11 protein-coding genes are annotated in these 11,559 nt (G+C 65.2%); 2 read left to right on the forward strand and 9 right to left on the reverse strand.

Features of this window, described 5'->3' with window-relative positions; genetic code table 11:
* Window positions 1-54 precede the first annotated feature (54 nt).
* From msuE to RFM52_RS16950, 6 genes are all read right to left on the reverse strand, one after another.
* Window positions 55-618 (reverse strand): FMN reductase, encoded by a 564-nt coding sequence (gene msuE, locus RFM52_RS16925; RefSeq protein ID WP_320296638.1) that lies wholly within the window; start codon window positions 616-618, stop codon window positions 55-57.
* Window positions 619-880: 262 nt separating this feature from the next.
* On the reverse strand, window positions 881-1,561 hold the full coding sequence (locus tag RFM52_RS16930) for an SGNH/GDSL hydrolase family protein (RefSeq protein WP_320296637.1): 681 nt from the start codon (window positions 1,559-1,561) through the stop codon (window positions 881-883).
* Window positions 1,562-1,617: 56 nt separating this feature from the next.
* Entirely contained in the window at window positions 1,618-2,544 is a 927-nt protein-coding gene (locus RFM52_RS16935) for an ABC transporter permease (RefSeq protein ID WP_320296777.1), read from the reverse strand.
* A gap of 27 nt (window positions 2,545-2,571) precedes the next feature.
* Window positions 2,572-3,534, reverse strand: coding sequence for an ABC transporter permease (locus tag RFM52_RS16940; protein ID WP_320296636.1), 963 nt, complete (start codon window positions 3,532-3,534; stop codon window positions 2,572-2,574).
* Complete coding sequence (locus RFM52_RS16945) at window positions 3,531-5,060, reverse strand: sugar ABC transporter ATP-binding protein (protein WP_320296635.1); 1,530 nt, start codon at window positions 5,058-5,060, stop codon at window positions 3,531-3,533. The genes RFM52_RS16940 and RFM52_RS16945 overlap by 4 nt, the downstream gene beginning before the upstream one ends.
* 80 nt (window positions 5,061-5,140) lie before the next feature.
* Complete coding sequence (locus RFM52_RS16950) at window positions 5,141-6,166, reverse strand: ABC transporter substrate-binding protein (RefSeq protein ID WP_430699271.1); 1,026 nt, start codon at window positions 6,164-6,166, stop codon at window positions 5,141-5,143.
* 443 nt (window positions 6,167-6,609) lie between these two features.
* Here RFM52_RS16950 and RFM52_RS16955 point away from each other — a divergent pair, with 443 nt between their 5' ends.
* Window positions 6,610-7,260, forward strand: coding sequence for an SGNH/GDSL hydrolase family protein (locus tag RFM52_RS16955; protein WP_320296633.1), 651 nt, complete (start codon window positions 6,610-6,612; stop codon window positions 7,258-7,260).
* Between the two features lie 47 nt (window positions 7,261-7,307).
* Entirely contained in the window at window positions 7,308-8,411 is a 1,104-nt protein-coding gene (locus RFM52_RS16960) for an ROK family transcriptional regulator (protein WP_320296632.1), read from the forward strand.
* Between the two features lie 3 nt (window positions 8,412-8,414).
* On the opposite strand, the gene RFM52_RS16965 is transcribed toward RFM52_RS16960, so the two are convergent.
* The 3 genes from RFM52_RS16965 to RFM52_RS16975 form a co-directional block, all read right to left on the reverse strand.
* On the reverse strand, window positions 8,415-9,257 hold the full coding sequence (locus RFM52_RS16965; RefSeq protein ID WP_320296631.1) for a DeoR/GlpR family DNA-binding transcription regulator: 843 nt from the start codon (window positions 9,255-9,257) through the stop codon (window positions 8,415-8,417).
* A gap of 98 nt (window positions 9,258-9,355) precedes the next feature.
* Entirely contained in the window at window positions 9,356-10,129 is a 774-nt protein-coding gene (locus RFM52_RS16970) for an SDR family NAD(P)-dependent oxidoreductase (RefSeq protein WP_320296630.1), read from the reverse strand.
* Between the two features lie 12 nt (window positions 10,130-10,141).
* Complete coding sequence (locus RFM52_RS16975) at window positions 10,142-11,410, reverse strand: ADP-dependent glucokinase/phosphofructokinase (protein WP_320296629.1); 1,269 nt, start codon at window positions 11,408-11,410, stop codon at window positions 10,142-10,144.
* Between the last annotated feature and the right edge of the window lie 149 nt (window positions 11,411-11,559).

An 11,559-nucleotide genomic window follows, 5' to 3' on the forward strand; every position in this document is an offset into this window, starting at 1 on the left:
CCGGCCGATGGCCCATCCTGATGCGTGCCGTCGAAATCTCGCGGGTTGCTTCGGCTATTCCGCCGCGATCCGGTGGCCGGCGGCGCGGCGCGAGAGCGCATAGCCTGCATCGTCGACCGCCTGCGCGACACGCTTGCGGATCGCTTCGGAAACCAGCACGCCGTCGGCGAAGTCCTTGTCCGTCGCATAGACTGCCGTCGGCAAGGCGAGAGCCTCGAAGAAACCGAACAGCGGCCGCAGTTGATGCTCGACGATCAGCGCATGCCGCTCACCGCCCCCGGTTGCAAGCAGCAGCACCGGCTTGCCCCTCAGCGAGGCCGGATCGAGCAGATCGAAGAAGTGCTTGAAGAGACCGGTATAGCTGCCCTTGTAGGTCGGCGATCCGACCACCAGCACATCGGCGTTGACGACCCTGTTGAGAATATCGAAGGCCTGCTGATCGAGATCGCGGGCCCATTTGGCGCTGCCGAGTGAAGGTCCAACGTCTTCGATGTCAAAGGTGCTCGCGGACAGGTTGTTGCGGGCCGCGATGTCCCTGATCACCAGCTCGACAAAGCCGCGCGTCTTCGACGGCCGGGTGAAATTTCCGGAGAAACCGACAACGGTTGGGTTGGCCATGCTGTGGCACTTTCTCGGCAAGTCGACGCCAGATCTAATGTCTATAATTTTTATAGACTCTGACCCACCTTAGAAGGAACGATCCGCCTTTCGAAGGCGTCTCCCCGAACAATTTTTCCATGGATCGGACCGATCGTGGTTTCCATGGTCGGGACGAGGCCCGCTCGGCCCGCTTACCGAAATTGCGGGCCGGCGGTGCCGCGCCGGTCCCGCAATCGGCGCATCGATCTGGAGGGGGCCGATGCGCCGTCATATTTGAACCTCAGGCAACCTTGCGATCGGGCTGAGGCGCGAAGATCTCCTGAACCTTGTCCGCTATCGCCTTGCCGAGATCGCGATTGTTCTCAGGCGTGAAGTGGATGCCGTCGCAGCCGTCGGTGGTGATGAAATCCCCGGCATTGAGGAAATCGACCTTCGCGAAATCGGCCATGGCGCGATATTCGGCCGCCAGCGCCGCCGTCTTCTCATGGCCGCCGGCGAACATGCCCTGGAAGAAGGGATGCGGCATCGGGGTCAACGGCGGCGGCGCGACCACCAGCGCCTGCGGCGCAGGATAGGGTGTGCCCACGCCGCCGGCGCTGGTGAGTATCTGGCCGACGAGCTTGGCCATGCCGTTGGCGATCTCATAGGGCGTGCGGCGGAAGAACGACTTGGTGTCATTGGTGCCGAGCATGACGATGACGAGGTCGAGCGGCAGGTGGCTGGCGATGGCCGAGGGCAGATAGGCGCTGCCGTTCAGTCGCGGATCGTTGGGATCGTCGAGGCTGGTGGTGCGGGCGCTCAAACCTTCCTCGATCACATGGTACCCGTCACCCAGATGCGAGGCCATCACGCCCGTCCAGCGGTCCTCATAGGCGTAGCGATGCGTCGGCGATCCCTCGATGACCGGAATCCAGCCCCAGGTCAGCGAATCTCCAAAACACAGGATCGATCTTTTGGTCATGTCTCCAATCCATTTCCCTATGCGATTAACTTGTTGGCCGTTCCGAACTTGCCGGCTCAGCTCGACCTGCCCCTGATGCCGTAGAAGATCGCCGCGAGCAGGATGATGAGGCCCTGCGCGATCAGCTTGCCGGGCTCGTCGACGCCGAAGGTCGTCATCACGACGAACAGCAGCGCAAACGACAGCACGCCGAAGAAAGGTCCCCAGACACCGCCTTCCCCGCGCCCGAAGACGACGCCGCCGAGGATGGTTGCTGCGACCGCCATGATCGGCAGGTCGAGCCCGACCCTGACGCTGCCGACGGCGATCGACGCCGTCTGCACCAGCGCGGCAATCCCGGCGAACAGGCCCGCCAGCGTGTGTGCAAGCACCACGGTGCGGGCGACCGGAACGCCGGAGAAATGCGCCGCCTGCACGTTCTCGCCGACCGACATCACGTAGCGGCCGAAGACCGTGCGCGACAGGAACAGCGACAGCGCCGCCGAAACCGCCACCCAGAAGATCACCGGCGTCGGCGCCGGGCCGAGCTTGGTGTTGTAGATGTCGGCGAACATGCCGGGCACATCGCCGGGCGGCTTGCCGCTCGAAAGGTACTGCACGACCCCGACCAGAACGATGCCGACCGCGAGCGTGACGATGACGGCCGAGACCCGCCTCACCCCGACCATCAGGCCGTTGAAGAACCCGACCGCCAGCCCGATGCCCAGCGCCAGGGCAATGAAGAAAGCCATGGAGGCGCCGGGAAAGACGCCGGACGAAATGGTGTAGTTGATGAGCAGGATGACGCCACCGCCCGACAGGTCGATGCTTCGCACCCGCATCACCAGAAGCTGGCCGAGCACCAATATGCCGAGCGGCACGATCTGGCGCACGAATATGCCCATGATGTTGAGATTGAGCATGTTCGGCCGCGCGATCCACAGAACCACAAGTAGCGCGGCAAAGACGTAGTAGGCCGGCGGGACGCGCAGCACGCGGCGCATGACGGGATTGGCGAGCGCAGCGGCCACTTACAACCCCATCTTCTTGCGCGACTGCAGGGCGACCACCAGAAGCAGGATCGCGCCCTTGATGGTGGTCTGGATGAAGGGCGACACGTTCGTCAGGTTCATGCCGTTGGCGAGCAGCGCCATGACGAGCGCGCCGATGACGGTCCCGTGCAGGCTGCCGATGCCGCCGGAAAGCTGGGTGCCGCCGATGGCGACGGCCGTGATCGCGTCGAGCTCGAAGAGCAGTCCGACATTCGGATCGCCCGAGACGATGCGCCCGGCGAGGAAAATGCCAGCAAGCGCCGCGAAGCAGGCGCAGATCACATAGGCCAGCACGATGTTGCGCCGGTCGGCGATACCGAAATTATGCGCCGCGTCCTCCACGCCGGACGACACGCCGCCGCCGATCGCGAAAAGATGCAGTCCGAAGCGGGAACCGTAGAGCAGCTTCCAGGCGACAAGGAGGGTGAATATCCCCCAGAATACCGGCATGGGTACTCCGAGGAAGGAGCCGGCCACGGCGCTGATGACGATATCCGGCACCGTGCCGCCCGAAACCGGCCGCAGCACCCGCGTGATCCCGAGCAGAATGTACTGCGTCGACAGCGTCGCGATGATCGGATGCACGTTGAAGCGGGTGATGATGAAGCCGTTTGTGAAGCCGACCAGCGCGGCCAGCACGAACACCGCCGGGATCAGCACCCAGGCGGGTCCGCCGAGGGCGAGCACTGCCGTCGTGAAGCTGATCATCGATCCGACCGAAAGGTCGAGCCCGCCGAGCAGGATGACGAACATCTGGCCGACCGCGGTAATGACGAGCGGCATCGCCTGCGGCACCAGATTGAGCAGATTCTCCCCGTTGAGGAACTGCGCCGTCTCGAGGCTGAGCCAAAGCGCGATGGCCAGCGCGATCAGCAAGGGCAGCATCCACATGCCCTGCCGCGATCCTCTCGCGCCCGTCAGGCGTCTGCTGATGGCTGTCATCGGCGCTCACCTCCCGCCCCGTTGGCCTCCCCGTTGGCGCTGAGCGCGGCGTCGAGGATGTTGTGCTCCGTGGCGTCGGCCGCCGGCATTTCCTTCACGATCGTGTCGTTGTGGACGACGCAGATACGATCGCAGAGCCCGATCAGCTCGACCGTCTCGCGCGACAGCACCAGCACCGCGCCGCCTTTGCGCGTAAAGTCGCGCAGCAGCCGGTAGATCTCGGACTTTGCGCCGATGTCGACGCCGCGCGTCGGCTCTTCGACGAGCAGGATGTCGATGTCGGCGGCAAGGTAGCGGCCGAGCAGCACCTTCTGCTGGTTGCCGCCGGACAGCGTGCCGACGGCGGCGCCCGGGCCGCTCGCCTTCACCGCGAGGCTCGACATCGTGTCGGCGATCCGCCGCTGGTAGCCGGCGGCCAGCGCCAGTTCCGACCGTTTCGAATGGAGCGCGGCGGCAATGTTGTGCGCCACGGAAAGGCCGAGGAAGAGCCCGTCCTCCTTGCGATCCTCCGGAACGAAGCCGACGCCCATCGCCTGCAGCCGGCGCACGCCGCCGCCCGGCGGCACCGGCAAGGGCAGCGACTTGCCCTTGATCGTCACACGGCCGGCAAAGGGATGGTACTGACCGACCAGCGAGCGCAGGAAACGTTGCTGGCCCTGCCCTTCCAGGCCCGCCAGCGCGACGATCTCGCCGCGGCTGAGCTCCAGCGAAAACGGTTTGGAGCGCTCGGTGATGCGGAAATCCTCGACCGAAAGCATGGCGGGGCCAGGGGCATCGCCGCGCTGGGGAAAGAGATCGGCCAGCTCGCGGCCGACCATCATCGCGATCAGCGCGGCCGGCGTCATCTCGGCGAGCGGTCTGGTGCCGACGAGTTCGCCGTCCTTCAGAACCGTGACGGTGTCGCAGATGGCGAAAATCTCGTCCATGCGGTGCGAAATGTAGACCACCGCCTTGCCTTCATCCTTCAGCCTGCGGATGTGGTGGTTCAACACCTCGACATCCGCGGCATTGAGCGCCGCCGTCGGCTCGTCGAGGATGAACACGCTGGCATCGGTCATGATGCCGTGCGCGATCTCGACGAACTGTCGTTCGGCAATGCTGAGCTTCGAGACCAGCGTGCCGGGATCCAGCGTGAGGCCAAGCTCGGCAAGCGCGTTGCCCGCCTCGCGCCGCATGCGGCGATGGTCGACCCAACCGAAAGCGGTGGTCGGTTCGCGGCCGAGAAACATGTTCTCGGCGATCGTCAAATTGGGCAGCAGCGACAGTTCCTGGAACACGGTCGAGATGCCGGATTCCAGCGCATCCTTCGGCTTATGGAAGACGACCTGGCGCCCGTCGCGCAGGATGGCGCCGCTATCCGGCTGGTGGACCCCGGCGAGTATCTTCATCAGCGTCGATTTGCCGGCGCCGTTCTCGCCCATCAGTGCATGGACCGAGCCTGATTGAAGCGCGATCGAGACGCCCTTCAGCGCCGCCGTCCCGGCGAAGGCCTTACGGATATCCGACATTTCGACAAGGGTTTTCACGAAACAGGCACCGCCGCTTTCAGGGGAGTTCCGTGGCGCGGGCCAACGTCGTCGCCGCCCGCGCCATAATGGCGCCGCCTCTACTTCTTGGCGTAGAATTCCTTGAGCTTGTCTTCGGGCAGGTCCGACGGCCACCAGACATTGGCCGAGAGATCGTCGCGATAGTATTTCTTGACCTTCTCGATGTCCCAGCCGGCCGGGTTGTAGTCGTAGTGCTTCTTCAGCTCCTTGCCTTCCAGCAGGGCAACGGCGGCGCGGATGCCGGCCGCGCCCTGTGCCGGGCTGTATTCAGCCGAGATCGACTTGAAGCCGTCTGCGATCCACTGGCCGAAGAAGCCGTTGTTGCCCTCGCCGGTGATCGGCGGGATCTTGGCGCCGAACTGCTTGAAGACGTCGACGCAGGCGCGCGTCATGTCGGCGCCGGAAGACCAGATGCCGTCGACCTCCGGGTTGTTCAGGTAGAGCGTCTCGCAGAGCTTCTTGGCCTTGTCGTACTGCCAGTCGCCATGCTCCTCGGCGATGATCTTGACGTCGGTTGCCTTCAGCGCCTGCAGCAGGCCGTTGTAGCGGTTGGTGTCCTCTGGATGGCCGGCGAGCCCGCGCAGCACCCAGATGTTGCCCTTGCCACCAAGCTCCTTGACCAGGAAGTCACCCATCACCTTGCCGAAATGCTCGGCGCCGCCCTGGATTTCGGTGGTGAAGGCGTCGCTCTCGATGCGGCCGGTGTGCACGACGACCGGAATGCCCGCCGCCACGGCCTTGGCGATGCTGGCGTCCGCCGAGGTCGAGGTGACCGGCTGGACGATGATGGCGTCGACCTTCTGGGCGATCAGGTCCTCGATGTCGGCGACCTGCTTCTTCTGGTCGAAGCCGGCGTCGAGCAGGATGAATTTGCTGATGCGATTGTCCTTGGCGGCGGCAGCCTCGGCCTCATGCGCAACCTGCACCGTCCAGGTGTTCGCGTTGACGCCGAAATGGCTCATGCCGATGACCCAGGGCGGATCCTTCTTGAATTTCCCCGCTTCGACCGTCGGATTGTCGCCGCCTCGGGCGGTAACCCCGTCGAGCAGCGCTGCGTCGTCGGCGAACGAGGGTGCGCACCACATGGTGGTCGCGATCACTGCTGCTGCGATTGATTGGATAATCCGTCTCACTGAGCCATCCTCCTTCTCAAGCTCCACGAACCCTGGTGACCAGGGTCACGACTTCCCCATCGGCCTTCGGCCATGGCCAAACGCCGCACCTGCCGGGGCGGGCCCGGCACTGCTTCAGTTCATTGCTCAACCCGCGCGCATGGCCGCTGGAGACAAAGGTCCAGCGGTGCCGCCATGGATCCATGGCAGCCGGTCGGCGCAAAAGGTTCGGGGCATTCCTCCCAGGCTCAGTTCAACCATCGATCCGGCGAGCTGTCAATAATTATTCAGAGTGATGGATTATCTTTGCTGCTTGCGCTATCTTTCCCCCGGATGGCAGGGTCGCTGGACACGGACGGTCGACTCTCGTCCGATAATTTCTGCAAATCAGAACCTTGGCTGGATCGGGGAGGAGCATGCGATCGGTCTTGTGCTACGGCGACTCCAACACGCATGGACAAGTGCCTGGCGGCACACCGCTTGACCGCTACGGCCCGGCCGAGCGGTGGCCCGGTATCATGGCAAGCGAGCTGGGCGACGGCTGGCATGTCATCGAGGAAGGCCTCAGCGGCCGCACGACGGTGCGCGACGATCCCATCGAGGGCGCCCACAAGAACGGGCGTACCTATCTCAGGCCTTGCCTCCAGAGCCATGCCGTTCTCGATCTCGTCATCATCATGCTGGGCACCAACGACCTCAAGGCGCGCTTCAACCAGCCGGCCTCGGAAGTCGCCATGGCCATGGGCTGCCTCGTCTACGACATCAAGGAGCTGAAGCCCGGCCCGGGCGGCAGCGTGCCCGAGATCATGATCGTGTCTCCGCCGCCGATGCTGGACGACATCAAGGAATGGCGATCGATCTTCGCCGGCGCGCCGGAGAAGTCGCGGCAGCTGGCGCTTGAATTCGAGATCATCGCCGATTCGCTCGAAGTGCATTTCTTCGATGCGGGCTCGGTCGTGACCTGCGATCCGCTCGACGGATTCCACATCAACGGACAGGCGCATGCGTCGCTTGGCCGTGCTCTGGCCCGGGAAATCGAAGCAATCGGGTGGCCGGATGAGAGATAGACGCGACATACGGGTGTCCCCCGCGACCGATTGCGAGAGGACGCACCATGCCTGACATGCGCTTTGCGCCGCCCAACCCGCTGCGAATTGCGGACCGCGCGAGCGGCCTCAACGCCGTCAGCGTGCGCGGCTACAACGAGCGCCTCGTGCTGTCGCTGCTGCTCCAGAGCAAGGATATCACCCGTCTCGAGATCGGCGAGCGGACCGGCCTGTCGGCGCAGACGGTGTCCGTCATCGTCCGCTCGCTCGAACAGGAGGGGCTGATCGCCAAGGGCGAAGCCCAGCGCGGCCGCGTCGGGCCGCCCACAGTGCCGATCTCGCTCAACCCCGAGGGCGCCTATTCCGTCGGCATTAGCGTCGGCCACCGGCAGGTTGAGGTCGTGCTGGTCGACTTCGTGGGCTCGATCCGCTCCCATGCGGTGCTGCCGTTCTCGGCCGCCGCGCAGGACACCAACCATCCGCAATTCATGAGCGCCATCGCCAAGGCCCTCGCCGATCTGCCCCGGCATCTCCACCCGCGCATCGCCGGCATCGGCCTTGCCCTGCCGGGCGACGAGGTGGAGCTCGAGCTGACCCCCAAGGCGACCCGCGAGCGGTTCGACGCGCTACAGGAGGAGGTCGAACGGGAGATCGGTTACCCCGTCTACGTCCAGAACGACATCACCGCGGCGGCCGGGGGCGAAAGCATGTTCGGCGTGGCGAAGCACCTTTCGGACTATCTTTTCTTCTATCTCGGCGCACGCCTGCACAGCCGCCTGGTCCTCAACCATCAGATCTACAACGCAGCAGCCGCGGTAAGCTTCGACGTCGGCATCCTGCGGCTCGAACAAGAGATCACCAAACAAGGAAGGCAGACTTCCGAACTCTGGGAAAGAGGCGCGGACTGGCCGTCATTTGGCGAGGCCGAGATCGCATGGCAGCGCGAGCTGGTGAGCCAAATGAAGTCGTCGATCGCAGCGTTGAAGCAGTTCGTTCCGATCACCTCGGTCGTCCTGTCTTCCTACGCGCCCCAGGCGGTCTGCAAGGCGATTTGCCGCGAGCTCGAACAGGCCATGCCGGGCATAAGCGCCATGGCCGGCAACATCGACCGCTCGCCCAAGGCGGTGGGAGCGGCGGGCCTTCCTTTCAGCTCGCGCTTCATGGTGGAGTGAGGCTTACAGCGGTCGCAGGCTGCCGAGCGGGCGAGGCGCTCCCGCCCCCACGCGCACCACCGTCACCTTGCGCTCCGCGGCGTAGAGCGATGACAGCGCATCCTGCGAGACGCCCTCGTCGGTGATCACTTCATCGATCTCGGAAATGTCCGAAAGCGTGCAGAAGCCAGGTGCGGTGAACTTCGAGGAGTCGACGAGCAGGATGGTCTTGCGCGCCGACGAAATCATGGCGCGCTTGAGCGACGCCACTTCCAGCGACGTCTCGGTCAGCAGCGTGCCGGTGACGGCCGAGGCGCCGGTCATGCAGAGGTCGGCGTGCAGCGTCTTGATGAAGCTCTCGCCTGGTTCGCCGGCGAGGTGCCGGTAGCCCGGACGCACGGTGCCGCCGGGCAGGATGATGCGCCAGGATTTGATCTCGGCGGCGAAGTCGGCGATTTCCAGGCTGTTGGTCACCACGGTGAGCGGCAGGTCGCGTTCGGCAGCCGCGCGCACCGCCTCCATGACGGTCGAGGAGCTGTCGAAGATGACGCTGTCGCGGGCGCTCAGCCGCCCGGCCGCCTCGCGGCCGATGGCAAGCTTTTCGGCATGCTGGAGCTCGGCGTTGACAGTGGTCTCGCGCTCGAAGGTCGCGCGCATCGGCTGCAAGAGATGCGCGCCGCCATGCGTGCGTTCGAGATAGCCCTTCTCCACCAGGTGCTCGAGGTCGCGCCGCACCGTCGACTGCGAGCCGCCGATCGTGTCGGCCAGTTCCTGGATCGAAGCCGCGCCGTTGACGCGCAGATGCTCCAGGATGAGCGCCTGCCGCTTTGCGGGAACCATTTCGACGCGTTTGCTTGGAGTATCCATGCTTTACTGCTCTGGCGGCCGACGGGCCAAATGGAGCAACTCCAGGAAAAGTATGAGCGGTTTTCCGTCGGGAATTGCGTTAAGACTAAAGAGACTCCCTACCAAATCGTATAGCCGCAATCCACAACCACCACCGCGCCGGTCATGGCGCTGGCCGCGTCGGAGGCGAGGAAGAGGATGGGTGCGGCGATCTCATCCGGCTGCGCGACGCGCCGCATCGGCGTCATGTCCATCCAGATCGGCATCAGCGTCTCGTCGCAGAAGCCGCCGCGCGACATCACCGTATCGACATAGGTCGGCGCCACGCAATTGACCCGCACGCCGCGCGCGGCCCACTCTCCGGCCAGCGAGCGGGTCATATGATGCACGGCGGCCTTGGCCGCGTTGTAATGCGCCTGGCGCTGCGGCTTGTTGGAGATCAAGCCTGACATCGAGCCCAGCGTCACGATCGCGCCGCGGCCGCGTTCGAGCATCGGCCTGGCGAACTCGCGGCAGGACCAGTAGGCGCCATTGAGGTCGACATCGACCACCTTCAGCCATACTTCGTCGCTCATCTCCTCGCCGCCCGTGTCGGGCCAGGCGATGCCGGCATTGGCGATCAGGATGTCGACCGCGCCGTGGCGCTCGTTGGCGGCCCGCGCGGCGGCGGCGACCGCCTTGGAATCGGTGACGTCGAGCTCAACCGCCTCGACCGCATAGCCCTTCTGCTTCAGCTCACCGCGCCCGGCTGCCAATACGTTTGGATCGAGATCCGAGATGATGACTTTCGCGCCGGCCTCGGCCAGCGCCTCGGCCGTCGACAGGCCGATACCGCGGCCGCCGCCGGTGATGAAAGCGGTCTTGCCGTCGAGGCGGAAGCGTTCGAGAAACATCAAAATTGTCCTTCAGGCGTGTTGGAGGTTTTGGCCGGCATTGGCGTGGCGCGCTCGCCCCAGGATCAGCAGGCAGCCGGCGGTGAAACTGTCGCCGAGGCCGAGCGTTGCCGCTGGCTTGTCCAGATAGGGCGACGCGCAGGCGACGAAGGTCCAGCGCCCTTTGCGCACGGGCGCCTCGAACGGCAGCGGATGGAACTCGGCGGACGGTGACACGGAAATGTCCCGCGCGGGCGCGCCGTTCGCCGCCCTGGCGCTGGCGATCGCGCAGCCCGCCATCAGCGCCAGCTCTTCTTCCCTTGGATCGTTGAGCGTCACGGCGGCCGCCCATGTATCGGCATGCACGCAGACGCGCTCGAGGCCGAGCCGTTCGCCGAGCGCGACAAGCGCCTCCATCGGATGATGGGCGGAGGGGTTCATGGCAAGCAGCTCGGAATGGCTCATGCCGAGCGAGGAGATCGCGCCGCGCGCATTGGAGAGAAGCTCGTCGACCGCCTGCTGCGAGGCATAGCCGGCGAGCTCGAAATGGATGGTGCGCAGGCCGGCGTCCTTCCAGTCGCGGCTGAGCGCGAAGACATGCCGGCTGGCGGCGCCGACATTCTCGGTCGCCTCGTCGTTGAGGCCGGAAAGCAGCCCGGCCGCGGCGAACGGCGCCAGTTGCCGCGACAGGCTTTCGAATTCGGCGTCATGCTGGATGCCGCGATCGCCGAAGCGGATGATGACCCGCGAGGAGCGCGGCGGCACCACCGGACCGATCGCCCGGCCGGCGGTGAATTCGAAGATGAAGATTTCCGGGATATGCGGCCCGGCGGCCGGCACTTCGTCCACGGCTTTGAGTGTTCCGCTTTGCGCCAGGAGAACGCCCGGCGGTATCTGCCGCAGCATCAGGTCATGGCGATCTTCCAGCGCCACCAGCGAGCGGACGCCGAGTTGCCCGAGCACCCAGGCCGCCTGCGGTCCGGTTCCGCCCAGCGCATAGCGTGGCCGCAGGCGCTCGCGCAACCATGCCGGACCTTCCGGCCAGTCGAAGCGCACCTCGCCACCCACGCCACGCGCGGCGCGCGAAAGCAGCAGCGCCGCAAGCCGCGCCGCCTGCGTGTCGGCCGGCGCGTCCAGCAGCGGCTGGATGTCGTTCATCTCGACCCGCGCGTCGACGCATGCGCTGATGCCGCACAGGAAAAGCCCTGCCGACGACAACGCGTCAGCACCGAGTGAACCCGATCGCGGGTCGGTCAGGGCCGCATAGCGTTCCGCGAACGACCCGGTGGCGACATCGCTCATGCCGTGCCTTTCCTCCTCAATCGGCAGCCCCTCTTCAATCGGAAGCATTGTCAATTGCTATCATTATCTTCCAAATCGTCAACGCGATTTTTGCTTGCACACCGCAAACGAGGCTGCCTTGAGAGTGGCCGCGGGCTCCTGCATCAGCG

The organism is Mesorhizobium humile (genome assembly GCF_033977215.1).
Taxonomy (GTDB): Bacteria; Pseudomonadota; Alphaproteobacteria; order Rhizobiales; family Rhizobiaceae; genus Mesorhizobium; species Mesorhizobium humile.

Coding starts and splice junctions, on each gene's coding strand:
- msuE (WP_320296638.1), bottom strand. CDS start 618: ATGGCCAACCCAACCGTTGTCGGTTTCTCCGGAAATTTCACCCGGCCG.
- RFM52_RS16930 (WP_320296637.1), bottom strand. CDS start 1,561: ATGACCAAAAGATCGATCCTGTGTTTTGGAGATTCGCTGACCTGGGGC.
- RFM52_RS16935 (WP_320296777.1), bottom strand. CDS start 2,544: ATGCGCCGCGTGCTGCGCGTCCCGCCGGCCTACTACGTCTTTGCCGCG.
- RFM52_RS16940 (WP_320296636.1), bottom strand. CDS start 3,534: ATGACAGCCATCAGCAGACGCCTGACGGGCGCGAGAGGATCGCGGCAG.
- RFM52_RS16950 (WP_430699271.1), bottom strand. CDS start 6,166: ATGTGGTGCGCACCCTCGTTCGCCGACGACGCAGCGCTGCTCGACGGG.
- RFM52_RS16955 (WP_320296633.1), top strand. CDS start 6,610: ATGCGATCGGTCTTGTGCTACGGCGACTCCAACACGCATGGACAAGTG.
- RFM52_RS16960 (WP_320296632.1), top strand. CDS start 7,308: ATGCCTGACATGCGCTTTGCGCCGCCCAACCCGCTGCGAATTGCGGAC.
- RFM52_RS16965 (WP_320296631.1), bottom strand. CDS start 9,257: ATGGATACTCCAAGCAAACGCGTCGAAATGGTTCCCGCAAAGCGGCAG.
- RFM52_RS16970 (WP_320296630.1), bottom strand. CDS start 10,129: ATGTTTCTCGAACGCTTCCGCCTCGACGGCAAGACCGCTTTCATCACC.
- RFM52_RS16975 (WP_320296629.1), bottom strand. CDS start 11,410: ATGAGCGATGTCGCCACCGGGTCGTTCGCGGAACGCTATGCGGCCCTG.